This is a genomic window from Methanothermobacter sp. (genome assembly GCF_049720995.1).
GTDB lineage: Archaea > Methanobacteriota > Methanobacteria > Methanobacteriales > Methanothermobacteraceae > Methanothermobacter.
Map to the genome: position 1 here is coordinate 1 of NZ_JBNASF010000004.1, position 24,898 is coordinate 24,898.

The following is a 24,898-nucleotide window of genomic DNA, read 5'->3' on the forward strand; positions in this document are numbered from 1 at the left end:
CAAGTCCGGGGATGGTCCCTGAAGGGTTGAACACGGCCAGAATGTCCCAAGTCCGGGGATGGTCCCTGAAGGGTTGAACACGGCCAGAATGTCCCTGTTTCCTGAGAAAACATAATTGAAGTGGAGGTTCACTGCAACCACCAGAAGGCAGTAACAGATCACAGGTCGCCGGAAGAGGGGCTGGTCCCGGAGAACTAGGGTCACCAGCATTACAACCAGAAACAGGGACCCGAAGACTCCCGAAGCAGCCACTGTATGCTCTCTGATATGGTTTTCAGGATATAGACCCACCATGATCAGGGAAAATGATGTGAAAATACCGAGGGCAATTCCAGAGGTTAGAACCCTCCTCCATGTGGAGATAGGCTTCCAGGTGGATAAACCCATGAAGAAGGGTATCAGTATTATTCCGTTACAATGCAGCCGGGTTAAAGAATACAGCTGCATATGGATTCAGATTCACGTTCCCCAGATTGCTGAGCCACTGGTACAGGGGGTTATAGGTCCCTGGATACATTGAGACTGAGGACAGTGTGAATACCATGAAAACGGTGACACCGAGAAATCCGCTGAAGGAACTTACAGAGATGTTCAGAGATCCCCCTCTGAAAACATTATTTCCTGCATCCCTTATTATTCTTTGAGTTCCTCCATCTGAATATAAGGTACAATGGTACTCCCCCGGTGATGAGGAGCACTCCAGCAATGAGGGTCCCTGCTGTGGTATTCAGGAGGAGGTAAATGCAGATAAGGACACCCAGGACACTCTTCACCGGAACAGCAGCCCCCTCCCTCCTCCGGAGTATTCCCAGTGAAACGCAAGTTGTTGCGTAGGGGAGTAAAAGGGTTAAAACAGATAGTTCAATGAGCCCGGCCGCTGTACCTGTGAGTGCAGCTGCAAGGGCCGTGAGGTTCTGGATGAGGATGCTGACGTGGGGTGTGCCGAACCTCCCGTGCACCCTGGACAGGGCACGTGGCAGAAACCCATCCCTGGACATGGCAAAGAGCAGCCTTGCAGTCGTGAGCATCCCTGCCTCCTCTGAACCTGCAATCGAGAAAACAGCGCCTGAAGTGAGTATGAGGGCCCCAAGTCCACCCATGAGGCTGTAGCCGGCAACCGTGAGGGGTGCGGTTGAGGCTGCAAGCACCCTCCAGGGTACAAGTCCAAGGATAACGGCATTGGTGAGGAGATAGAATAGCATCACAAAGACCATCCCAAGGGTTATGGCCAGGGGTATGTTCCTTTCAGGATTTTTAACCTCATCTGCAGGGACCGTTACAAGCTCAAACCCGACATACGCCCAGAACACCAGGACAGTCACACCACCAAGGGCCCCGAGGCCCATGGGTGCCAGGGGGGTGTAATTGCCGCTGAGGGTTGTCGGGTGGAGGGCAAGGTACACTGCCCCAAGGATTGCAAGGAGGAGCACCGGTGCCACCTTGAGGACCGTCAGTACATCATTCACCTTACCGGCCCTCCCAACACCGGCGATGTTTATGAGTGTGAGTGAGACTATGAAGAGGACCTTGATGACGGCCTCCCAGATGGAATTCAGGGGGATGAAGTATTCAAGGTAGTATACGAAGGCTATGGGGAACACCGCTATGGCGATCCACGAGGAAATCCAGAGGGACCAGCCGGTTAGGAAACCCGCGAAACGTCCAAGGGCCTCACCTGCATAGGCATAGGGGCCCCCGGTGACAGGGAGGATGCCGGAGGCCTCAGAGAATACAAGTGCAATCATAACAGCCATGAGGCCGGCCAGGAACCAGGCCAGTATTGAGGCCGGGCCAAGGCTACCGGCACCATAGGCTGCCACGATGTAAATGTCGGCACCCACTATGGTCCCGATTACAAGGTTAACCGTGTCAAAGAGGGACAGCTCCCTCCGCAGCTGGGGTTTCATGCTTTCCTTGGTTATTTAGGTATAGGTAAAACACTACTTGGTTAGATGATCTGATATCTCAAGGTATAGGTAAAACACTACTTGGTTAGATGATCTGAATTGTCTCATTATCTTTATTCCTTATTATGAATTTTCCATTCTCCTCATAGATATTCACATCCTGAAATGTCTCCTGGAATCCAGGTGGGGGGCCATAGCGACCATTGGAGACCCTCCTCCCGGTCATCCAGGCGACCTTATCTGCAACTGAACCCGAGGCCCACACCACATCATCAGGGGATGTATGGGTATCAATGTACTCCTTGAGGGGATAGTAACGGTTTTCGAATGGTATATCCACATCAGACCACCCTATATCTGTTAGAAGGAGCTGTTCGACAAATACCATGGTTGATGAGATGATGAGGATCCCCGTCACCATTCTCAAAGCCCCTGATGGATTCTCAAGTAACCTTGAACCTGTGTATCCACCCACAACCGCCAGTGGGAGTGCAACGTACTGCAGCCCCCTTGATAAATCATCAAAGAGGACCTCCGCAGTGAGCACCATGAGAATGTAGGCCATGAGGGGTCTGAACTCCCTCCCTCCCCTCACAAGGTAGAGTCCCGGGACCCCGAAGTACAGCAGTATGAGGAACACAAGCCAGCCGATACTGAAGTAACCGCCATTCACAGGCTCAGATGGGGCTCCCCTTGCTGTGAGGAAGTATGCCCACCATAATATGAGGGATGGGAGGAGCACCGTGAGCACCCTGAGGTTCCTCCTAACACCATCTGCCAGCACCACGGGACCCACTGTTATGAGTGCTATGAAATGGGTCCAGAGTGCAAGTGTCCCTGTCACCGCTGCAGAGAGACGGTCCTCTGATAGCAGATATACTGTGAGGACCAGGAGGACAGGTATGTAGGCTGCCGGCATTATAACTGAGAGGGTGTCTGGACGGGGAGATGCGAGTACCAGTGCCCCTGCGATGAGACCGGCCCTCCTCCCGTACCACCTGGAGGCCACCCATGAGGCCGTGAATACCGTGAGAAGTATCTGCAGCATGCACATGATGGAATGGGCAAACCTGACACCACCCAGGGTCCAGAGCCCGGCGAGTATAACATGAAGCAGGGGCGGATGTCCCAGGGGCCTCCCGGCGGGATAGTAAACCAGGTAGTCCCATGTAAGACCTCTTAGCGGTTCAATCATTATCTCCCTTGCCCTCACAAGGTGAAAGTCAATGTCACCATGGGTTGGAAAGAGGTAGTATGGTTTGAGGATGAGAAGCACCGCTATGATGATGAGGGGGATGTATGGCAGAAGCCGGTCTGGGATATACCCTTTGAACATTCCGCTCCCATCGTCGGGCATGGCAGATTTCATGGTAACCTTATTATACCTCTGAAATAAAAATAATTGTGGTGTTATTATGGTTACAAGTGAGGAGATGAAGAGAAGACTGGCCGAGAAGAAAGGTGAGGTGGCTCCAGCTTCCAGAACCACGACTTCAGCAGAAAAATTCTGCCCAAACTGCGGGAAGGAGTATGGGGCAGAATCAAATTTCTGTGACGAGTGCGGCACGAGGCTTGAGGAGCGAAGAGGAGCGCCTGCAGTCGAGGAGCATGGTGACGTGGTATACGTTACAAGCAACTATGTCCCGGGATACAGAGCGGTTAAGACACTTGGATTCGTTTACGGGCTAACAGTGAGAAGCAGGGGACTTGGAGGTCAGATAGGTGCCGGATTAAGGTCCATTGTGGGTGGTGAGATCAAGGAGTACGTCACCATGATGGAGCACTCAAGGGAGGAGGCCCTTGAGAGGATGCTTGACCATGCCCGTGAACTGGGGGCCAATGCGGTTATAAGTGTCCGGTTCGACTCAGACTCCATATCCGACATAATGCAGGAGATCCTTGCCTACGGCACAGCCGTCATCGTTGAGCCAGAGGAGTAGGCACAGCCCGGGATATCCCCTGATCGGGCAGATGACCGACCATTCAATTAAAGACCACAAACTATTTATAACATTTATTTATTATTCAATATTAAACGTTTACATGGGGGATTTTTTATTGGACATTTTTGATAGTATTGCACAGACCCTTGAGAATAGGGTGAGCTCAGGGATCGGAAGACCCTACTTCAGGTCAGCGAAATACAGGGTGCATGAATTCAGCACAGATAACTTCATACCCATTGAGGGGGGAGAGGAGCGTCTCATGGCCTTCATAGACGGCGGCAACAGCCCCATACTGGAGGGACCGGGCATATCAGTCCACCTAAACAGGGTTGCCCTGGGCCTCTTCAGGGGGGCTCAGAGGGTTCAGCCTGAGATGCCAGCGAGGATTGAGTTCTTCTCTGTTATGACCATAAACCCGGAGGAGGAGATGTGCAGATTCCAGATACACCCCATCAGGGAGGAGTACCTGGAATTCCTCCCTGATGAGGATGACATGCACCTTGAATTTAAAGACACTGACACTGTTGATGAGTCAACCCTCAAGGGCCTCCCCAGGCGTTTTGCAGAGTGGAGCATGGCACTGGGGGCCCTTGATGAACTGGATGCAGGAGATATTCTGGTCAGGGACGGATCACTGCAGGCATCATTCGAGAAGGAAAACAGCCACATCAGTAAACTCGGGGACAGGGCAGGGGACATCCACGTGGCAGGGCTCTCAAAGACCTGCACCCTCTACACCACCACTTCACTCTCACTCCTTTCAGCCATCGGAAGGCTCGCATCAGAGCAGGGCCTGAAGGGGGCCTGGTGCTACCACCCCATAGCCATCAGGACCGACAGGCCCACCACCCTCACGGCGGTTAAGCTGAACCCCGCAGGGAGGATATTCCGCATGGACATCCTGGGGGAATGTGAATCCAATGAAACACTGGACGTGACATCCGCCCTCTTGCTGAACGCAGGGGACGCATGCTTCCCGGGCTACCCCTACGGTCTGGTGGACGTGGACATGAGGGCCCGTGTCTCAGCAGATGAGGTTGAAATCTACAGGAGAAGAGTCCTATCACAGGTCAGTGATGGTAAGATCCTTAAGGGAATAAAGGATGAGACAGAAAGTCTTGACTACCACGATACACTTAACAGGTATGCAGGTGAGGATTGATGGAAATCGCAGGTCAGATAATAGGTGGCGAAACAGCCGCGGTACTCATAAGGCAGAAATCAGGTGAACCCATAGAACTGGGCGACCTCCTCGTCGCTGAGGGGGACGGCTACACGATACTCCAGGTCAAGGACCTGAAATACAGGTCCCAGATACCCCAGGGGATGAGGGAACTTGCATCCGGCTTCAACCTTGAGGGCTACAGGGGGGACGTGGAGTTCCTTGAACCGGAACTACGGAACTACATCATCGCAGAGGCCCGCCCCCTACTCCATGTGAGGGATGGGGAGCCGATGCTACCCAAACGCCTGCCGGGCTTCTTCAGGGAGGTCAAGAGGATAAGGGATGGGGACCTTGCCTTCCTTGAAAAGCCCCGCAACCCGGTATTCCTGGGAAATGTGAGGAGCGGCTCAAAGGTCCTTGAAACACCAGTCTACATCGACGCCCTGGACGCCATAACCCACCACATCCTCATACCTGCAACCACCGGTAGGGGTAAGAGTAACCTGGTGAAGGTCATGCTCTGGAGCCTGGCAGATATGGACCGTGTGGGCATGCTGGTACTGGACCCCCACGACGAGTACTATGGGAGGAACGAGCCTGGCCTCGGGAGGCACCCATCAGGCAATGTGGTCTACTACTCACCCGACGCACCGGTCGGCGGAAACACCCTGGCAATAAATCTGAGGTCCCTGAGACCGGAGCACTTTGAGGGTATAATACCATTCACACAGGCACAGGAGCAGGCAATTGCAAGGTACCACCACAGCCACCGTGATGAATGGATCATCAAAATCGTTGAAGGGGAAAGAATTGAAAACGTGGATCCAAGAACACTGAGCGTCCTTCGAAGGGTCTTTGATGTTATCCTCGGAGTTTACCTGGATGAGGACACAGGTGAGATAAAGTCCCGTGGAGGTGTATTCCGGGATGTGGGTGGTGAGTCAGCCATAAGGGACATGGCAGGACACCTGGAGGATGGAAGGATAGTCGTGGTGGACACATCCAGGCTCATGGGTGAGGCTGAACTCCTTGTTGGGAGTGTGATATCAGGTGAGATCTTCAGGAGGTACCAGAAGTACAAATCCACCGGGGAGCTCAGGCGAAAACCCGTCATAGGGATAGTGATAGAGGAGGCCCCCCGTGTCCTTGGAAAGGAGGTCATTGAAAGGCAGGGAAACAACATCTACAGCACCATCGCAAGGGAGGGCCGTAAATTCAACATAGGCCTCGTAGCCATAACCCAGCTTGTGAGCCTCATTCCCAGGACAGTCCTTGCAAACATGAACACCAAGATAATCCTGGGGAATGAGATGGCCCAGGAGAGGGCTGAGATAATAGGAAGTGCCTCCCAGGACCTCTCAGATGACAACAGGGCAATAGCCAGCCTGGATAAGGGTGAGGCCATAGTGAGCAGCATATTCACAAAGTTCGCGGTGCCGGTGAAAATACCCCTCTTCGAGGAGTTCATTGAATCCACGGATTATGAGGATGATGATGGGGACATTGAATTCATAGGGTGAGGTGAACTGATGTACAGATTCGCGCACCTGTCAGACTGCCACCTGGGGGCACAGAAACAGCCTGAACTCCGGGAACTGGAATTCCAGGCCTTCAGGATGGCCCTGGATGATGCGCTGGAGAATGATGTCGACTTCATGCTAATAGCCGGGGACCTGTTCCACTCCAACATCCCGAACATGGAGACCGTCAAGAGGGCCACACTGGAACTCAGGAGGGTCAGGGATGAGGGGGTCCCCATCTATGTCAACTATGGCAGCCACGACTACAGCCCATCAAACACCTCCATGATAGACATACTGGAAACCGCGGGGGTCATAGAGAAGGTTGTGCGCCCCATCCCCGGAAAGAAGCTGGGACTGGATTTCACGGTGGATGAGAAGACCGGGGCAAAGATCACGGGCCTGTCAGGGAGGTCAAGGGCACTGGAGGTTGACTACTTCAGGAACCTTGACAGGGAGGCCCTTGAGGCCGAGGACGGCTTCAGGATATTCCTGTTCCACAGCGCCATAACCCAGTTCAAACCCGTGGACCTTGCAGAGATGGATTCCATCGACCTCAACCTCTTTCCCCGTGGCCTGGAATACTATGCAGGGGGCCACGTCCACAGGAGGGGCTGCTACATGGAGGAGGGCTACGGCCCAATAGTATACCCTGGGGCACTCTTCGGTTCATACGCAGGTGACCTTGAGGAGAACGCCAGGGGAGAGGAGAGGGGGTACTACCTTGTTGAATTCAGGGAAAGGGCAAAGGCCCCACAGTTCAGGGCAATAAGGCCCGCTGAATTTGAATACATAGAATGTGATGTGACAGGTAAGAACTCCCAGGACGCATTCCTCCTAATACGTAGAGAAATGGGGGAACACGATGTTGAGGGCAGGGTTGTGATGTTAAAGATCAGGGGTGAGCTCAGCTCCGGGAGGAGCTCGGACATAGATTCAGCATGGATAAGGAGGGAACTTGAATCCAGGGGTGCCCTTGTTGTCCAGATCAACAGGCACGGCCTTAGCACCCGTGAGATACAGAAGGTGAGGGTTGCCGAGAGCGACATCCCTGAACTTGAGAGGAGGATCTTCAGGGAGAAACTCGCAGGACTCGACATCAGAAACACCAATCTCGTGAAGAGGGGCGATTCCCTTGCGGTTGAGCTCCTCAGGAAACTTGAGGACGAGATCGCCCCCGGTGAAAATAAGGGCGAATATGAGAGGAGAATCATTGAGGAAGCAGAGGCTGTTATGGGAGTGAATCCAGATGATGATAACCGATGACTTCAGGATGGATGAGGGTGCTGGCTCCCTCCCCAGCTGGTTGAATCCAGATGATGATAACTGATCCCGTGGTGATGCTCTTTGATCATCAATTCACTTGAACTCAGGAACATAAGGAGCTATGAATCAGGAACCGTCGAGTTTGATGATGGAGTGACCCTCTTTGAGGGGGATATAGGTTCAGGTAAGACGACGCTTCTACTTGCAATAGAATTCGCACTCTTCGGGCTGGGTGACCAGAGGGGTGACAGTCTTCTGAGGGCCACATCAAATTCAGGTTCGGTCAAACTCACCTTCACGGTTGATGGTGCAGAGTACACGATCTACAGGGAACTTAAAAGGACCCCCTCAGGGGTGCAGCAGGGGGAACTCTACATCAGAACACCCACCGGCAGAAGGAAACTATCTGCAAAGGAACTGAAGGCCGAGGTACTTAACATCCTGGGTTACAGGGAACCCCTGAATCCAAGGGCCAGGAGCAGGATATACCGCTACGCGGTCTTCACCCCACAGGAGCAGATGAAGAGCATAATAGAAACCGGGAGCAGGGACCGGCTTGAAAGGCTAAGGAAGGCCTTCGACCTTGAGAAGTACAGCAGAGCAGCGGATAATGCCAAGTTGCTTTCCGGGAAAATCAGAAGATCCGCAGAAAGCCTTGAGAATAAATCCTACGACCTGGAGGATAAGAAAAGGGAACTCAGGAATATTATCAGTGAGAAGGGGAAAATGGAATCTGAGAGGAAAAAGCTTGACGCTGAAATCAGGGAAATCGAAGCAGAGATCAGCCAGCTGAAACTGGAACTTAAAGAACTCCAGAAGGAGGAAAACAGGATCCGGGCAGCGGAAGATAAGATAGAATCCCTTCAGAATGAAATTAAAACCCTGATTTCATCCTCAGATCGTCTCAGGGAGAGAAACAGGGAGATAGAGGAGAATTATAGGAAATCCATGGATGAACTTCAGAAGTGCCGGAGGATGAGGGAGGAGCTTCAGGAGGAACTTGATTCACTCAGAAAGAATATTGAAGAGATGAAGGATGAAAGAGAATCCCTCAGAGAGGACTACGAAAAGTTCAGAGATGCTTCTACCAAGCTTGAAGGCCTCAGTAATCAACTTGAGATCCTCTCAGATATCAGAAACAATATGGAACTTGAAATCACCACAATTCAGGGTGAGATTGGCGGCCTCAAATCAGAGATAGGGAAACTGAAGTCCCTTGAGGATCCACGGTGCACTGAGGATGAGGTGAAAGCTGAGATAGCTGAACTTGAGGGCGAGGTATCGAAGCTCCAGCGGGAGCTGGGCGCCATATCCGGGAAGATAGAGGACTACATGTCCATCAAAGATATTGGTGTCTGCCCCACATGTGACCAGGACGTGGACCCTGAGTACATAGACGATAAACTCAGAGATGCCCGGAAGAGGAAAAGGTCAGTTGAATCCAGCATAAATAAGCTTAAAGCGAAAATCGAAAATAAAAACAGACTCCTCGATCGTGTAAGAGAATACACAGGGTCCCGGGAAAAACTCAGTAAACTCACTGAGGACCTCAGGAAGAAGAAAGCCGAATGCGCTAAAAAGCAGGGGAACCTTGAGAACAATGAGAAGGAAATCAGGGAGATTAAATCAGATATAAACAAAAATGAAAGGATAATCAGTGACCTGAAGGATGTGGAATCCCGTTTCAGAAGAATTGACGGGGATCTGGAAGCCCTCCGTGAGGGGGAGAGGGAATGTTCAGGCAGACTTTCGGAAACAGATTCAAGAATAAGGGAACTCCAGCGAAGAATCCCTGAACTCAACCCTGAAACCAGTGAGGAATACAGAAAGAACCTCCAGAAGATCAGAGAAAACAATGAAACCATCGCTGAAAGGGAAGCGGAAATAAAGGAAAACAGGGAGGCACTCAAAAACAGGGAGAAGGTGGAGGCCAGTATACAGGAGATCAGTGAAAGGCTTCGTAAACGTGAAGAATCAAAGGATGAGAAGAAACAGATGATAGGATCAGTTGAGGGGAAAATCGAGGAAAAACAGTATCAGATCGAAAGGCTTAAGGCTGAAATTGATGAAAAGAAGAAACTCAAAAAACGGGCCAGTGAACTGAAGGACCATGTGACCTGGCTTGAATCCTACTTCATCCCTGCCCTCAGTGACATTGAGACCCATGTGATGGCACAGATAAACCATGAGTTCAATGAGAGGTTCCAGAAATGGTTCAGGGTCCTGGTGGATGACCCGGATAAATCGGTGCGGGTTGACGAGGACTTCACACCCATCGTGGAGCAGGACGGCTACGAACAGAACCTTGAGTACCTCAGTGGTGGTGAGAGGACCAGCATAGCGCTTGCATACCGACTCGCCATCAGCATGGTGGTACAGACCCTGACCGATGTGAGGTCAGATATACTCATACTGGACGAACCAACAGATGGATTCAGCAAGGAGCAGCTCTACAAACTCAGGGACATCTTCGATGAACTTGAGGCCAGACAGATAATCCTGGTATCCCATGAGGAGGAACTTGAAAACCTTGCAGACCACATATACCGGGTTGAAAAGTCCGATGGATTATCAGCCATCCAGCAGGCGGGTTAAATTTTTAAAAGCCCATAGATACCTTTATTTCGATTTTTGAGACTTTGAAGAGTCCTTTAGATTTATATAAGTCTTTAAAATCATTTTAAATTCAAATTTCCATTTTAATGTTGCTTTTAATTTGTTGAACATTCTGGTTCTTCTTTTAACATAAATAAGCTCTATAAGTGGCTCTTTATACAGGATTTATCTTCTGAATCTCCATTCTATCGGGGAGCCCCTCTGCCCCCAAACCTTAAATGGGATTCCATGAGGATCCCTATCTCCAAATAAAATGGGATGGATTCTCAGAGAATATACTGATATTAGAAAAGGATTCTGGTGGCTTTTTTTGATTAAAGGAGCTCTCAGAGCTTTTATTTCATGGAAACATTTATATACTATGATGATGTAACAATTGACTCAGTGTCCTAAGCGACCTGAAGGGTTAGTATTGGACATGGAGGCGATAGAATTACGCGATTCAAAGCAGTCACAGTGCTCTTTGCACTGATGTTCACGGTGGGTTCAGTGCCCATCAGTGAGGCAACAAATACTGAAACAGAAAACGCAAAAATAGTGGCAAAAACACATACCATAAAGGCGGAACCTGTGAAGGTTGAAGCCGCATACAAGTACAAGAAATATAAAAAGACCTACAGGAAGAAGGTCAGGGCTACATACCGTACCAGTGTGAAAAAGAGGTACTCCAGATATAAGTACTACAAGAAGAAGAGGGTACGGGCAGCCTACAGCACCAGCACGTACCGCTATGACCCGAACATAGGGGACTGCTGGGCTATGAGTGAATACTTATATAAAAGACTCACATCAGCCGGGAAGAAGGTGCGTATAATACAGTACGCCACTAGCATGTCCCCAAGACACCGCACAGTACAGGTGTACAGTGGCGGAAGCTGGGTGGACTATGACTACAGTGGCTACAACAAGATATACCACCCCACATCAAGGAAACCCGGCATGTTTGTGGTTAAATCATCGGCCTAAAGAGGCCAACCCCCTTTATTTTTTCAGATTTGATTCTTATCTCTGGATTCATCATATCATGATGTTTCCATAACTTTGGTTTTTTACTCTGGTTGCTGTGTCAAGGTTTGATTTTATGGTGTTTCAATAACTTTGGTTTTCACCCTGGTTGCCGTATCAATCATTCAGGGTTTGATTCTTATCCTCGGGGTTAACCGCATCCTCAATGGCTCCCCCTATGCAGTGGGGGTTCCAGCCAACGATCTCGGAACTAACAGATTCAAGCTCCACCGGCACATTCTCAAGACCATATGGCCTCACGGTTATTATGGGCTTAGAGAGTTTCACAGCCCTCTTCACATCATCCATTATTTTTTTCTTCATGATTCCCCAGAGACCAGCAAGGATTATCACAGCATCTGCATCCTCGAGATCCGTCTTTCTCCACCTGTGACCTGAAAGGTCAAGTTTCTGTCTGAAGACACGGTAGTCCTCAATGTCACCCTCTGTTATGTAAAGCCTGACTTCCATATCAGATTCTCCAGCATCACCCACTTCACGGATTCTCCGGCATAATACTTGAAGGTAGCATCAATTAAAATGCATATCAGAGCACCCTCCTTGATTCAAGGAGGGCCTTCAGCTTACCAGGATCATGACTCCTCCTCCAAAGTGGAGTTTTGTCCTCACCGTATACACTGAGGTTCTCCTCAAATGTCCTTCCACCATCGGAACGGTAGATCACACCCAGTGGAAACTTCCCTGAACCGTAACCCTCAAGGGACTTCTCAAAGGCAAGCATCCTGTCGGATGTGTCATGGTCAGTGTAGTAGGTGTTCTCACGGAACCACTGGAATGTATTGACACGGTTGAAGGTCACACAGGGCTGGAATATATCCACAAGGGCATAACCATGGTGTCTGATGGCATCAGCAAGAATCTCCCCTGTCCTCTCAATATCACCAGCAAAGGCCCGGGCAACGAAGGTGGCCCCCAGGGCAATGGCAACCGCAAGGGGGTTGAAGGGCTCCTCAAATACACCTTGAACCTGCAAAGGGGTCCTGAAGCCGGGCTGACTGGTGGGGGAGGCCTGCCCCTTTGTGAGACCATAGACCATGTTGTTATGGACTATATTTGTTATATCAGGGTTCCTTCTGATGGCATGCATGAAGTGATTGCCGCCCTCACCGTACATGCATCCATCACCGCTCACATCAATAACGGTGAGCTCCGGGTTCACAGCCTTTATTGCCACAGCAGCCGGGAGGGACCTCCCATGAAGACCGTTGAAGTAATTGCACCTGAGATACTGGGGGAGCTTCCCTGCCTGACCTATACCTGAGACAAGAACCAGCTTCTCAGGTGGTATATCAAGATCTGCAAGTGCCATCTTGAGGGCACGGAGAATCGAAAAGTTACCGCAACCAGGGCACCAGGCCACGTCTGCCTCAAGGTCATAGTCCCCGGGTTTCATGCAAGAACCTCCCCTATGAATTTCCTTATCTCTTCAACACTGAAGGGCATACCATCATACTTGTTGAGACGATGGTCAACCTCAAAGCCGGCCTCAAGTTCAAGTAGATCAGCAAACTGTCCCCGGTAATTGTTCTCAATGGTGGCTGTCACCTCAAATGAGCCGAGAAGCTCACGGGTGTAAGGTGCCAGGGGGTAGACCTGACTGAAGTGCACCATGGTGACCTCAGCATCGGATGACCCGATGGCCTCCCTCACAGGCCAGTAGTTTGAACCCCAGCATATAACTGCACTGGAGTCATCACCCCAGACCTCAGGGGGAATGGCATCATCCCTGAGCATTTCAAGGCGCAGATTCCTCTTCTCAACCATTCTCCTTCTTATATTGAGGTCCTCTGTTATGAAGCCGTCCTCATCATGTTCATCTGAATCAACACGCACAAGCCCCTCGCCGTAACCTGGAATCCCCCGGGAGGAGATACCGTCCTCTGTGAAGCTGAACCTCCGATAGCCGGCATCCGTCTCAATGATATGATGCTCCGGCTCCACTCTGATTTCAGGTTCAGGGAGATTGTAGTAGAGGTCCGCCAGGTACTGGTCTGAGAGTATGAAGACAGGTATCTGGTACCTGTCTGCAAGGTTGAAGGCATGGGCCGCTATTTCAGAGGCATCCTCCAGTTTTCCGGGGGCGAATATGGCCCTTGCAAACTCCCCTGGTCCGGAGTAGAGGGCCAGGTTCAGGTCCTCCTGGGCTGTCCTCGTTGGAAGCCCAACCGCCGGTCCCGGACGTTGACCGATATATATCACCACCGGAGTCTCTATCATACCAGCAAGACCTACGGCCTCCTCCATCAGGGCAAATCCACTCCCAGAGGTTGCAACAAGTGACCTGGCACCTGCATATGACGCCCCAAGGCACATGTTTATGGCTGCAATCTCATCCTCAGCCTGCTCAAATACCATCTCAAATTCATCTGCATTCTCTGCAATGAATATCTGGAGGGGACTTGAGGGGGTCATTGGGTAGGAGGACATGAACCTGCAACCCCCTGCTATGCACCCGATACCCACGGCCTCAGTGCCATTGAGGATCACGTGTTCCCTGACAGAGGGGTCAGGGTCAACGGAGACTCTCAGGTGGTCCCTGAGTTCCTCACCCAGTTCGTAACCTCTCCTTCCAGCCATGAGGTCTGCATTGAGGATCTCGGGCCCCTTGCGCTCAAAGAGTGACCTTATGGCATCATCAAAGACACTCTCCCTGACCCTGAAGAGACGGGCTGCGGCGCCTGCAGCCACAACATTGGCGAATATCCGCCCCCCCAGCTTCTCAGCCTCCTCAAGTATGGGCAGGCCCACGGCATCCTCCTCACCAAAGCTCTCATCTGCAATAATCAGTGTCCCGTTGATTCTCTCCCTCAGGTGGTCCACTGCCCCGGGGCTCAGGGCAAAGAGGACATCGATACGGTCCACAAATGCCCTCACAGGCTCTGATGAAACCCTTATCAGGGTGGAGTTTTCACCGCCACGCACACGGGACATGTACTCCTTGGAGGAGAATATATGGTACCCTGTGGCCATGAAGGCCCTTATAAGGAGTGCCTCAACGGTCTGTATCCCCTGCCCGGCCTCACCGCAGAGGACCAGTGCAACATCATCCATGACCTCCTTCATTTAAACATTCACCCCCATTCTCTATTTTCATATTCTTTTTCAGGTGGCCCCATCAGAGGAGCCTCCTGAGGTAGCATCTTCGCTCCCTGTTCTTCTCAAGGTACTGCTGGTGGTACTCCTCGGCCTCATAGAAGGTACCTGCCGGTTCAATTGCCGTCACAATCCTTCCACCGAACCCTCCAGACTCCTCAAGTTTCCGCCTTGACTCCAGCGCCAGCCTCCTCTGCTCATCGTCATGGTAGAATATCACTGACCGGTACTGCTCACCGACGTCAGGGCCCTGCCTGTTGAGGCTTGTGGGGTCATGGATGCTCCAGAAGACATCAAGGAGTTCGCTGTAGCTTACAAGAGCAGGGTCAAAGGTGACCTCAACAACCTCAGCGTGTCCTGTAAGTCCGGTGCAGACATCCTCATAGGCTGGGTTTTCCATGTGGCCGCCCATGTACCCCACACGGGTGGATACAACACCCCTGACTCTCCTGAATGCGTCCTCAACTCCCCAGAAGCATCCGGCACCGAAGGTGGCCTTCTTATATCTCTCCATAAATTTCACCTACCTGATACGTTACTATATGGCCCCCTCCCTGGTATATCGGGTCTTTCAGGCCATTCATGTCACCTACCCTGATACGTTACCACGCACCTGGGCCTGGTCTGCGGTGAACCTGAAGGGTGAGCCGCCACCTCCGGCTATTGAGAACGACATGATTACACTTCCAGTGGGGTTCTTACGGTAGTCAAAGGGGCCGCTGATGGTCCAGGAGTAGGTCTGGTTTCCAATCTTCAGTGTCCACCTTCCCCTCTGGCCTATGCCCTTTAGGTCATCAGCACCTCCCATGGGGTCACCGACACCACCCTCCACCGTGAAACTGGTGCCGGCGCTCATCCGTCCAAGGTTGAAGGTCCTGCTTGATCCTGGCTGGAGGAGGAAGAAGTAGTTTCCAGGGTCCCCTGATATGATGTGCCGGCTGCCCCCATCTGTGGTGTTATTGGCCTCATAGATGAACTTGCTCTTCGACGGACCTATATTGGTTACTGTGAGCTTCACCTCAACTGTCTCGTTACCCGGGACCTTGAAGTAGGAGCTGTATATGTAGAGGGCTGCAACCGCGATTATTATGATGGCTGCGAAAAGAAGTATGTACTCTGCACCCCCCTGTCCACCTCTATCCTTCATTATCATGTAAGATATATATTGTATGATTATTTATATAAAACTGAGGTGTGACAATGGGACCCGGGGCAGCTTCTGAAACTCCGCCTGTGAGCATGGAGGTTATATTAACTGCGGCGGCCGTGACCCTTGCGGTTGCAGCGGTCATCATACTGATTTTATTTATAGGTAAACGCAAGAGGTCAGGGAAGGAAGAGGAAAAACCTCTCAGGCCAGAGGTGTCAAAGAACGAGGATATAATATCCCAGCTCAAGGAGGAATACGGGGTTTCCGATGATGATTCAGGGGACGATTAAAAGTTAAGATCGGTGAACCAATGAGGGTTGCGGTGCTGGGACTTGGAGCTGAAGGTTTGAGGGCAGTTGAGTCACTGAAGAGAAGGGGTCACAGCGTATATGCAAGTGACATACGGCGTGAAATCCCTGTAAACCCTGAGGGGGTTGACCTTGACCTTGGCTTTCATGATACAGGGAAAATAGAGGCTGCAGATGCGGTTGTAATCAGCCCATCAATGATAAAAACTGAACTCATGGAGCGGTTCAGTGATAAGCTCCTCTGCAGGGTCCTTGAGGGCCACAGAAAACCCAGAACCATCGCGGTCACAGGGACCAACGGCAAGACCACAACCGCCACAATGATAGCACATGTACTTGAATGTGCAGGTAAGAGGGTACTTCTTGGCGGGAATGCTGGCGGAGGATTTGATGGCTACACAGAACTCCTTTTAAGGGCATCTGAGGAGGAATTTGACTACCTTGTGGTTGAGGTCTGCGATATGACCCTGGAATTCGCATCAGAGTGCTTTGACATTGACCTCGTTGTCCTCACAAACCTTGGCGAGGACCACATGGACTTCCACGGTTCAATGGAGAACTACAGAATGGCAATGGCAGAATTCCTGAGGGGAAGGGATGCTGTAATCGGCCCCGGGGATTCAGATGAAGAACTCAAAGAGGTCCCCTCCAGTCTCAGGACCTACAGTGAGTACACCGGGCCCCTGAGGGTTGAGGGCGGATTCAACAGACTGAACGCAGGGGCGGCATCAGAGGCCCTCAGGTATCTGGGTGTTCCAGAGGATATCATAGGGGATGGACTTGCCAGTTTCGAACCTGTGAGGGGTCGTATAAGGTCATTCATCATCAACGGGGCATCCGTTGTTGCTGGTAAAACCGACAACCCCCATGCCCTGAGGGCCGTACTCTCAGAATCAGAATTCGATGTCATGTTCATCGGAACACCCCGGAGGTCAGAGAAGTGGCGCCTCCACATCCTTGATGAGGTCGCAGAGTCACCCCCGGAGGTCCTTGTGATATTCCCGGGGCTTGAGGACACGGTTGACATGGTAATGGAATACCTTGAGGGTCTTAAAATCCCATCAGAGGTCATAACAGTTGATGAACCTGAGAAAATCCCCTGGATGGTCCTTGAGTTTTCCAGGAAATACAGGAGAATCTTCGTGGGTGGAAACGGGCAGGACAGGATAGCCACGGTCCAGGAAAAACTCGAGGAGATCTCCTCCTGTGAATGAACAGCATCACCTGCGTAAGTGGTATATATGAATAACCATAATAATAACTGGACTGCATATTTCTCTAAAAGCCAGGAAACCTGGATTGATCATAAACTATTACTTCATGGCATGCATACCTTAAATTAAAACAGATCTATGGGTGCATAAATTGATCACGAACATGAAAGTGCTTGTGCTTGGAGCTGGAAACGCTGGCAGACCCGCCGCAAGATTGCTGAGACACCTTGGAAACAGTGTACTTGTAAATGACGTCAGGGAACTGGATGAACTACCCCCAAAGGCCAGGAAGAGGATAGATGAGATGAAAGATGAGGGTGTGAGATTCAGGTTTGGGGGTCACAGGATTGAGGACATGCTATGGGCAGATGCCGTCTTCGTATCCCCCAGCATACCCCCTGATGCACCTGTACGTGATATGCTGGGGAGTGTGGAGAAGGATCTGATCCACATAACAACCTCAGACATAGGTAGGGTCCTCAACCAGCTCATAGGCATCCCCATGGTGGGAGTTGCAGGTACAGACGGGAAGACAACAACCACCAACATGATAGACCACATACTCTCATCACGCCACAGGACGGTGTCATTCTCATCAATCCAGGACTCACTGGTAATTGAGGGACTTGTTGAACTCGTGGTGAATGGTGATGTGAACAGCAGGGACATGGCCGTATTTGAACTCCCACATGGAACCATAAGGATGGCTGATGGCCTTGAGATAGTGGCCGGGGTAGTGACAAACCTCACACCAGACCACATGGATGAGTTCAGGGACTACGATGAATACATTGAGAGGAACTTCTCAATAAAGAACCTCATAGCTCCAGGAGGTGTTCTGGTACTCTGTGGGGACGACCCGGTCATCGCGGGGCTCCTGGATGACCTTGAGGTTAAAAGTGTGGTTTATGGGCTGGGGAATGGAAGGACAGTTGAGTTCATGGATAGAACCTTCAGCGGCTCAGCAGAACCACAGGTAAGCGCATCGGATATAGACCTCAGGGGTCTTGAGGGCTCAGAGTTCACCCTGAAGGTATCAGAGATACCAACGGCCCTCTGCAGCACCTGCGGATCCCTGAACTGCGCGGAACATGAGGGGGTGGTCCATGCCGGTCCCCTCACAGAGAGGATAAAACTCAGGGTGCCGGGCCTCTTCAACGTGGAGAACGCCCTTGCAGCCATAACCGTTGCACTGGTACTCGGATTTGACATTAAGGACATCAAAAATGCAATAGAGGAATTCAGGGGTATAAAGGGTAGATTTGAATTCATAGATCGGGTTGAGGGGGTCCCTGTTTACATGGACGCAGCACACAACCCTGAGAGTATGGAGAAACTTTTTGAGGGCATTGAATTCAAGGGGAGGCTGATAATAAGCCTGGATAACCCCGACACCCTCACAGTGAGGGACAAGTACAGGATAGGTCAGATACTTGGTGAAAAAGCCGATGTATTGATTGTGAGCGGTAAAAATGAGACAACAGGTAAGATTGACATGGAAGCGGCCTCTGAGGTTGAAAGGGGCGCTGGCAGGGGTAAAACCATAAAGACCGATAGTGTATATGATAGCATAAGGAGGGCACTTGAAATCGCCGAAAAGGGGGATACGGTACTCCACCTCGGCCCCGGGGTTGTCAACGCATATGACAATGTTAGGGATGATATTGAGAGGGCCATAGAGTCAATGAGGGACTTCACGGTTGTTCTTGGAGGCTGCGGGAATGTGGGAAGCCTCATGGCAAGGAACCTCCGGGCAAGGGGTTACCGGGTCGTTGTCTCGGATCTGAAGGAGAGTACACCCCTCGAGGATGTCTTCAGGGGTGAGGGAATAGAACTTGACCTGGGGGGTCACAGCATGGAGGTCCTCAGGGGCGCGTCCACCATAGCCATCACACCAGCCCTGGAGAATAACAGGAGGGTTCTTGACCTCATCAGGGACCTCAACGCTGATGTGATAGGTGTTGAGGACGTCCTGAACATGTGCCCCGTTGATAAACCTGTGGTGGGGGTCACAGGGACAAATGGAAAGACCACAACCACGGGTATCCTAAAATCCATAATGAGGGCTGCCGGAAAGACTGTGCCAGAGCACCACCTCAACATACAGGGCAACACTGAACTGGTACCGGCCCTCCAGGCAAGACTCCCTGGGGACGTGGCTGTGGTTGAGATAGGGACATTCGGGAGGATGGGTGAGATAAGGCAATCAGCCCTTCTATCAGGGGTCTCAGTGGGCGTCATAACCAACATATCAAGGGACCACCTTTCAGGTGGAAGGAGGTTCTCTGATTACATTGAATGCAAGAGGGAGATCATTGATACAGCGGAGGTTCTGGTACTCAACGCCGATGACCCCATCGTCGCATCATTCGCAGAGGAACTGAGGGAGGAGAGAGCTGTGCTCTATGGCATCCAGAGCATGGAGTCATCCCAGGTCATGCCTGAGGGCAGGGAATGCCCCAGATGTGGCAACCCCCTCAGATATACCCGCAGAACCATGGGGCACCTGGGGGATTACCTGTGTGTCTGCGGCTACCGGAGACCCCAGCCTGAGGTTATGGCCCTGGAGGCATCAGCCACAGGATTCAAACTGGTAATTGGATCCGAAATGAGGGATGTGAAACTCAGGGCACCGGGGATCTTCAATGTCTACAATGCACTGGCAGCCGCTGCCGCCGCATGGTCCCTTGGCGTGAATATGGATGATATAGTAAGGGGAATTGAGTCATTTGGTGGTGTGAGGGGAAGGTTCCAGAGGCTGATGGACTCACCACGGGTTATACTTGACTACGCCCACAACCCGGCCGGTGTGAGGGCTGTGATGCAGGAACTCAAAGGTACCGGCGGAAGGCTGATAGTCGTGAACACCGTGGCATCTGAGAGTGGAATAGATGGTGATCTGGAAATCGCATCACTCCTGAAGGATGCCGACACCGTTATACCGGCATCCTATGCTGCAAGGAGAGCCTCAGATATCCTGGGTAAGAGGGTGGTCCATATAGAATCCAGCAGAAAACGTGCAGGGTCCGGGACCCTTGGAGCTAACCGTGAACAGGTTGAGGAGGCTGTAAATAAGGCCCTTGAAATTGCAGAACCAGATGACACTGTACTCATAATAGGTGAGGGGGGATTCAGATATGCAGAGGATTATATCAGTTAAACACATCATTTTGCTGGTGATTCTGGCGGCTATCATAACAGCATCGGGTGCATACATCGAGGGAAGCGTTGAACCCCAGCACCCGGGGGAGATAGCTGCCCTTGAGCCTGGAAGCACGGTACTGAAGGGTCAGGATGTTATCGATGAATCCCGGGTGAGGAGCGTCCCTCTCATACTCCACCCGGACTACCTGCTTGATGAATTCAACTACATGGACCCTGGAAACCTCCTCCAGGCGGTCCTCACAGGGGCTGTGCATGTCCCGATATCTGAGATGACCTCAGGGATAGACCCATCAGGGAGATCCACTGTGGATGGTCCGGGGGTGCTGAGGGTTTCAGGGGATAAACTGGTGGTGCAGGAGCCACCGGTCTTCCTCTGGGCCTACAAGACACCCTACACCTATGGTGTGAAGAGAGAGAATGGTATGGATATCATTGAGAACGGAAGGAAGGTTAGATTTGTCCCGGCAGATAGTATAGGTAACAGCACCGTCCCCCACAGGTACAGATCCGTTAACAGGATAAAGAGCTGGTTCAGAAGGGCTGACGAGGGGGACGAGATAGTCCTGGACTACCAGCTATCCAACTTCAGCGACGGCAGACTCCCTGTTCCACCAGGGATGATAGAGAAACTCTTTGGTGGGGATGTTCTTGACTACATGGAGAACTACCCCTCAGGGGCGCCTGTAATGGTGTACACAGGGGGCCACAGAAAGGTCCTGGTATCAACTGCAGTGAGCTACCTGGGCTCATACCCCCAGTACGATGATAACAGGAGGGCCTTCAATGCAAGGGCATTCGCTGAGGCATGGAATGGCACTGTGATTCCACCTGGAAGTGAGGGTTCAGGTAAGGAGACAGTCAGGTTCACTGCATCAAGGGACCCTGAGGCCCCTGGCGGATACGCCTCCCACGGCTCATGTCCACCTGCAAGGGCACTCAGGGCCGTTGTAACTGATGCAGGGATGCCCCTCCCCAGGGGCATGACATGGGAGTTCCATGCGGTTCTATTCGGCTTCAACCCGGCGACCGGGATAAAGGTCAGAAATACCGGAAGGTACCCTGTACTCATTGAGATGTGGACGACGGGTTCAGGTGCAGGTACAACCATATACGCCAGAATCTACAGGCTTGAACCGGCATAGGTGGTGGGATTGGTCTCAGCGGTTGTTACAGCGGCAGGGAGGGGTAGCCGTATGTGCAGGGACATGCTGGAACTCGGCCTTGAACCCATCCACAAATTACTGCTCCCCCTCAACTCAGTTACTGTAATAGAAAAGACGGTGGATTCCGTGCTCAGGGCAGGTGTGGATGAGTGCATCGTGGTCACAGGCCACCATGCAGGGGAGGTGGAGGCGGCGATATCAGGTATGGATGTGGAGATTGTGAGGAACGATCCTGCTGAGGTTCCACTATCAGCATCACTCCTAAATGGTGTTCTCGCTGCTTCGGGTGAAATCATACTCTGCGTGGCAGGTGACCAGCCGGCGGTATCCCCCGGGACCATGGGGAGAATCAGTGAACATGCGGATCATGAGACGGTTTCGGTACTTGCAAGGGGAAGCAGTGGCTGGCTTGAGAGTGCTGAGGGCCTCGGGATGCCCCTTGCAGCGAGTTCAGAGGTCCTTAAAAAATATCTCCCCCTGGGTGATGGCAACATAAATCCGCTGCTGCGTTTGATGGTGGATGATGGCATCAGACTGTACGGTGTTGAGGCATCAGACCCCATTGAACTTGTAAATATAAACCACTACAGTGATTACCTCAGAATAAGGGGTTATCCTGGGGTTTAAACCACTGCTGTGATTACCTCAGAATAGTGGAGTTAAAATAGCTGAAGGAAGGGTCTAAAACTAGATTTAAAAGAAAAATAGGAGACCGTACACTAGAATTCCTTTTCCTCGGTCTCCTCTTCAAGAAGATCCAGTCTATCCTCAATCTCTTCAAGGAGCTTACCCACGTTCCTGAGGATCTCAAGGGTGTCATAGATCCAGTTTATAACAAGCTCCTGGTCTGCCTCACCCTCATACTTCTTTATCTTCTCCTCGAGGTCAGCAACATCCTCAAGGATCCTGAAGGTCTTTGTCTCAACCACAGTATCACCCCCTTTATTTTTGGATTGAGCCTACTGGCTTATGGCCTCAAGGGCATTGACAACACACCCTATGTTCTCGCCGTTGAGTCCCACGATGAGTTCGTCGTCCCTTACACCGGCGTACTGCCTTGAACCGCTGCACCCCATGGTTATATTTGGCCTCTTCCTCATGTAGGGCCCTGCAACTGCGTCTGCACAGAGTGACTGTATACCTGAGAAGTCAGCCTCCACGCGGCCACCGAGGGTGTATACGAGGGCCTGTGAGATCTTCATTGCCTGGGCAGGGTTGCAGATGATCACTATGACGTCAGGGTCAAAGGTTGCATCCTCAAGGGGTGCGTACACTGCGGCGTAGAACCTGAGGTCAAGGGAGGGTATCCCATCAAAGGTTCTCTTGGCGGATGCAAAGCTTGCAAAGCGACCAAGGTTGTAGTAGAACTCCCCTGTTTTGACCTTCTCTGGCGCCTCATCTATTCCAAGGGCATCTGCACCACCCTTGCATGCCTGGGCCTCCGCCGTTGCATAGAATGATTTCCCTGCAGCAGCCATCTGGACCATTTCACAGTGCCTTGCAGGCTTCTCTATTTTTTCAACACCCTCCGGAAGGTCATCCTCCCTTAGAACGAGTTTTATCGCCACCGGGGACTTCTCAAGTCCAAGGAGGGTTTTCAGCTTTTCTGATATCTCATCATATCCATTCACAGCGCATACATCAACCACAAGATCACCTCAATCAATAATCTTCACGGGTTTACCGTACTGGCGTTTCTCGAGATGGCCACAGTCGCGGCACCTGTAGATCACCAGGATGAAGTTTCCTGATTCAGGGTATGTCTCCTCAACCTCATCTGCAACTCCACCGCAGACACTGCACCTCACCCTTTCTGGCTGATCCATTCTGTAGTGTATCATCAGAACCACAATGTAATATTATGTAAAAAAGAGTTATATTAATTTCTCGGTCCCGGTGTTCCTGTCATGACCCGGTACTGATCTTCTGCTTCCCTGAGTTTTTTGCTGTTCTGTAGAGGAGGATCTCTTAAGTTTATGATGGGATGTCAGTGGAGTCAAGGGTTCTTACAAACTCCCGGGCATGTTCCAGGGTTCTTGAATAGTCCTGGTACATGTAGTTCTCATAGAGTATGGCCGGTGTTCCCCCCTGAATTATGGGTTCAGTCACATAGGCGGGGCTTGTCTGTGACTCAGGGAAGTGGTAGGATAGCCAGCTGATTCTGGATGCGAGTTTCAGGGCTATCAATCTGCTTTGCTCATGGGGGAGTGGTGTGAAAACGAACCTCTTCATACCATAGTTGCCCCTGTTGGAGTGCACATCAACTGCCAGGCTGTAGTTGCCCCTGGCTACATCTGGGACCACGTATCTTCGTGCAAGGAGCTGTCCCGCCATCCTCCCCCTTTCGTAGTCCTCAGGGTTAAGTGTAACGTTGACCCGGTATACGAAGTACACGTACCTCAGTTTTTCCTGGTTCTCCTCAAGGGCCTGCAGTATTGCCCTGTGGGAGTCCCTCTCCAGGGGGTGGACCCCTGTTATGTAGGCTATTTTCACCTCTGAGTCCCTGTTACCGTAGGGTCCAAGTTTCTCAACTGTGCCCATCTTATCTGAGCCAAGAACCACAGCTTCGTTCCTGTTATCTGTACTGTGGAAGGAGGGGTTCAGAAGGTAAAAAGTGATTAAAGCTCCGGTGATTATAAATGGGAGGATCAATTTTCTCTGCATGGTGAACTTCCATTGGTATTGATCGTAAGAACTCTGTTCACTCAACGATGTTAGGTTCCTGTAAAAATAAAAGGTTATTCAGACATTTATAACTTCTGGTAGAGTCCCTGTTCTCCTGTATTCAACAAGAACCTGTCTGAAGATCTTCCTTGCAAGTGATGGTGTTATGTCGGGGGATCCCTCAACATAGATACCAACATGGTTGGGGCTTCTGCCATTGGCGTCCATCCAGGTGTATGTGCGCTCCGCCATATCTGTGTATTCGCTCCTTGTAAGGGTGACGGTATCCATAAATCCATAGGGGTCCTCAGGTCCACCGTATTCACTCACATGAATCTTTCCTGTCTCATTGGCTTCCAGCATCACAATCCCCCTTGCAAAGATGTACAGTAGCTGGGGGCCTGTGAAGTTGAATCCCCTGTACGTCACTGTACCGTTACCTGAGTCCATCTCTGCAAGTTCAAGAACAGCCTGAAGGTTAAGCTGGTATCCATCTGAGGTTTTTTCAACCACTGCATCTTTTGTCTCTACAGGCATGCTCTGGGGTATGAACTGTATAACAACAGCTACGGCAAGAAGGAAAAATGTCATGGCAGTTAAAATAGGTATATTCCTTTCATTCATATAAACACCCCCTTTGCACCAGCGAAATTCAATTATACTTTTTAAAAAAATGAATATTGTTTTTAAAGAAG

The 24,898-nt window shown here is 51.2% G+C and carries 25 protein-coding genes and 1 pseudogene; 13 read left to right on the forward strand and 13 right to left on the reverse strand.

Translation table 11 applies throughout. From position 1 onward, the window contains the following. Nucleotides 1-252, reverse strand: a 252-nt coding sequence (locus ACPLJI_RS02120) for a hypothetical protein (RefSeq protein ID WP_424741101.1), incomplete at its 3' end; no start/stop codon positions are given. A 40-nt stretch (nucleotides 253-292) separates the two neighbouring features. Here ACPLJI_RS02120 and ACPLJI_RS02125 point away from each other — a divergent pair. Next, complete coding sequence (locus tag ACPLJI_RS02125; protein ID WP_424741102.1) at nucleotides 293-520, forward strand: hypothetical protein; 228 nt, start codon at nucleotides 293-295, stop codon at nucleotides 518-520. A 94-nt stretch (nucleotides 521-614) separates the two neighbouring features. On the opposite strand, the gene ACPLJI_RS02130 is transcribed toward ACPLJI_RS02125, so the two are convergent. Beyond that, complete coding sequence (locus ACPLJI_RS02130; RefSeq protein ID WP_424731620.1) at nucleotides 615-1,907, reverse strand: amino acid permease; 1,293 nt, start codon at nucleotides 1,905-1,907, stop codon at nucleotides 615-617. Nucleotides 1,908-1,992: 85 nt separating this feature from the next. Then, nucleotides 1,993-3,276 carry a hypothetical protein gene (locus tag ACPLJI_RS02135; protein ID WP_424731621.1) on the reverse strand — a complete coding sequence of 428 codons (1,284 nt, stop codon included), beginning with the start codon at nucleotides 3,274-3,276 and terminating at the stop codon, nucleotides 1,993-1,995. 64 nt (nucleotides 3,277-3,340) lie between these two features. Here ACPLJI_RS02135 and ACPLJI_RS02140 point away from each other — a divergent pair. The 7 genes and pseudogenes from ACPLJI_RS02140 to ACPLJI_RS02170 form a co-directional block, all read left to right on the forward strand. After that, a pseudogene (locus ACPLJI_RS02140) lies at nucleotides 3,341-3,475 on the forward strand (zinc-ribbon domain-containing protein); the annotation flags it as partial. A gap of 48 nt (nucleotides 3,476-3,523) precedes the next feature. Beyond that, entirely contained in the window at nucleotides 3,524-3,847 is a 324-nt protein-coding gene (locus ACPLJI_RS02145; protein ID WP_424731626.1) for a YbjQ family protein, read from the forward strand. A gap of 118 nt (nucleotides 3,848-3,965) precedes the next feature. Then, entirely contained in the window at nucleotides 3,966-5,015 is a 1,050-nt protein-coding gene (locus tag ACPLJI_RS02150) for a DNA double-strand break repair nuclease NurA (protein WP_424731622.1), read from the forward strand. After that, on the forward strand, nucleotides 5,015-6,538 hold the full coding sequence (locus ACPLJI_RS02155; protein ID WP_424731623.1) for an ATP-binding protein: 1,524 nt from the start codon (nucleotides 5,015-5,017) through the stop codon (nucleotides 6,536-6,538). Before ACPLJI_RS02150 ends, ACPLJI_RS02155 begins: the two co-directional genes overlap by 1 nt. Nucleotides 6,539-6,547: 9 nt before the next feature. Next, nucleotides 6,548-7,804, forward strand: a complete 1,257-nt coding sequence (locus ACPLJI_RS02160; RefSeq protein WP_424731624.1) for a DNA repair exonuclease — start codon at nucleotides 6,548-6,550, stop codon at nucleotides 7,802-7,804. A gap of 81 nt (nucleotides 7,805-7,885) precedes the next feature. Next, nucleotides 7,886-10,399 (forward strand): AAA family ATPase, encoded by a 2,514-nt coding sequence (locus ACPLJI_RS02165; protein WP_424741103.1) that lies wholly within the window; start codon nucleotides 7,886-7,888, stop codon nucleotides 10,397-10,399. Nucleotides 10,400-10,876: 477 nt separating this feature from the next. After that, on the forward strand, nucleotides 10,877-11,386 hold the full coding sequence (locus ACPLJI_RS02170) for a hypothetical protein (protein WP_424741104.1): 510 nt from the start codon (nucleotides 10,877-10,879) through the stop codon (nucleotides 11,384-11,386). Nucleotides 11,387-11,542: 156 nt separating this feature from the next. Here the strand turns inward: ACPLJI_RS02170 and ACPLJI_RS02175 are convergent, their stop codons facing one another. From ACPLJI_RS02175 to ACPLJI_RS02195, 5 genes are all read right to left on the reverse strand, one after another. Next, complete coding sequence (locus ACPLJI_RS02175; protein WP_424730399.1) at nucleotides 11,543-11,896, reverse strand: hypothetical protein; 354 nt, start codon at nucleotides 11,894-11,896, stop codon at nucleotides 11,543-11,545. A gap of 76 nt (nucleotides 11,897-11,972) precedes the next feature. Further along, a complete protein-coding gene (locus ACPLJI_RS02180) occupies nucleotides 11,973-12,839 on the reverse strand; it encodes a thiamine pyrophosphate-dependent enzyme (protein ID WP_424730400.1) in 867 nt (288 codons plus the stop codon). Continuing rightward, entirely contained in the window at nucleotides 12,836-14,509 is a 1,674-nt protein-coding gene (locus tag ACPLJI_RS02185; protein WP_424730401.1) for a 2-oxoacid:acceptor oxidoreductase subunit alpha, read from the reverse strand. The genes ACPLJI_RS02180 and ACPLJI_RS02185 overlap by 4 nt, the downstream gene beginning before the upstream one ends. A gap of 52 nt (nucleotides 14,510-14,561) precedes the next feature. After that, nucleotides 14,562-15,053 carry a peptide-methionine (S)-S-oxide reductase MsrA gene (msrA, locus tag ACPLJI_RS02190; RefSeq protein ID WP_424730402.1) on the reverse strand — a complete coding sequence of 164 codons (492 nt, stop codon included), beginning with the start codon at nucleotides 15,051-15,053 and terminating at the stop codon, nucleotides 14,562-14,564. Between the two features lie 75 nt (nucleotides 15,054-15,128). Next, the gene (locus ACPLJI_RS02195; RefSeq protein ID WP_424741105.1) at nucleotides 15,129-15,686 is read right to left on the reverse strand and encodes a class III signal peptide-containing protein; all 558 of its coding nucleotides are present in this window, start codon (nucleotides 15,684-15,686) and stop codon (nucleotides 15,129-15,131) included. Nucleotides 15,687-15,739: 53 nt separating this feature from the next. On the opposite strand from ACPLJI_RS02195, the gene ACPLJI_RS02200 reads away from it, so the two are divergent. From ACPLJI_RS02200 to ACPLJI_RS02220, 5 genes are all read left to right on the forward strand, one after another. Further along, nucleotides 15,740-15,979 (forward strand): hypothetical protein, encoded by a 240-nt coding sequence (locus tag ACPLJI_RS02200; RefSeq protein WP_424730404.1) that lies wholly within the window; start codon nucleotides 15,740-15,742, stop codon nucleotides 15,977-15,979. 20 nt (nucleotides 15,980-15,999) lie between these two features. Further along, nucleotides 16,000-17,211: a Mur ligase family protein gene (locus ACPLJI_RS02205; RefSeq protein ID WP_424730405.1), complete on the forward strand. Its 1,212-nt coding sequence runs from the start codon at nucleotides 16,000-16,002 to the stop codon at nucleotides 17,209-17,211. A 151-nt stretch (nucleotides 17,212-17,362) separates the two neighbouring features. Next, nucleotides 17,363-20,371: a Mur ligase family protein gene (locus ACPLJI_RS02210; RefSeq protein ID WP_424741106.1), complete on the forward strand. Its 3,009-nt coding sequence runs from the start codon at nucleotides 17,363-17,365 to the stop codon at nucleotides 20,369-20,371. After that, nucleotides 20,349-21,518 carry a hypothetical protein gene (locus tag ACPLJI_RS02215; RefSeq protein ID WP_424730407.1) on the forward strand — a complete coding sequence of 390 codons (1,170 nt, stop codon included), beginning with the start codon at nucleotides 20,349-20,351 and terminating at the stop codon, nucleotides 21,516-21,518. The genes ACPLJI_RS02210 and ACPLJI_RS02215 overlap by 23 nt, the downstream gene beginning before the upstream one ends. A gap of 9 nt (nucleotides 21,519-21,527) precedes the next feature. Beyond that, entirely contained in the window at nucleotides 21,528-22,166 is a 639-nt protein-coding gene (locus ACPLJI_RS02220; RefSeq protein WP_424730408.1) for a nucleotidyltransferase family protein, read from the forward strand. 92 nt (nucleotides 22,167-22,258) lie between these two features. Here ACPLJI_RS02220 and ACPLJI_RS02225 read toward each other — a convergent pair whose 3' ends face one another. The 5 genes from ACPLJI_RS02225 to ACPLJI_RS02245 form a co-directional block, all read right to left on the reverse strand. Continuing rightward, complete coding sequence (locus tag ACPLJI_RS02225; protein ID WP_424730409.1) at nucleotides 22,259-22,468, reverse strand: hypothetical protein; 210 nt, start codon at nucleotides 22,466-22,468, stop codon at nucleotides 22,259-22,261. A 30-nt stretch (nucleotides 22,469-22,498) separates the two neighbouring features. Further along, on the reverse strand, nucleotides 22,499-23,188 hold the full coding sequence (locus tag ACPLJI_RS02230) for a DUF169 domain-containing protein (RefSeq protein ID WP_424730410.1): 690 nt from the start codon (nucleotides 23,186-23,188) through the stop codon (nucleotides 22,499-22,501). 9 nt (nucleotides 23,189-23,197) lie between these two features. After that, the gene (locus tag ACPLJI_RS02235; protein ID WP_147671907.1) at nucleotides 23,198-23,380 is read right to left on the reverse strand and encodes a hypothetical protein; all 183 of its coding nucleotides are present in this window, start codon (nucleotides 23,378-23,380) and stop codon (nucleotides 23,198-23,200) included. A 133-nt stretch (nucleotides 23,381-23,513) separates the two neighbouring features. Continuing rightward, entirely contained in the window at nucleotides 23,514-24,203 is a 690-nt protein-coding gene (locus tag ACPLJI_RS02240) for a hypothetical protein (RefSeq protein ID WP_424730411.1), read from the reverse strand. 78 nt (nucleotides 24,204-24,281) lie between these two features. Then, nucleotides 24,282-24,827: a pseudomurein-binding repeat-containing protein gene (locus ACPLJI_RS02245; RefSeq protein WP_424730412.1), complete on the reverse strand. Its 546-nt coding sequence runs from the start codon at nucleotides 24,825-24,827 to the stop codon at nucleotides 24,282-24,284. Nucleotides 24,828-24,898 lie beyond the last annotated feature (71 nt).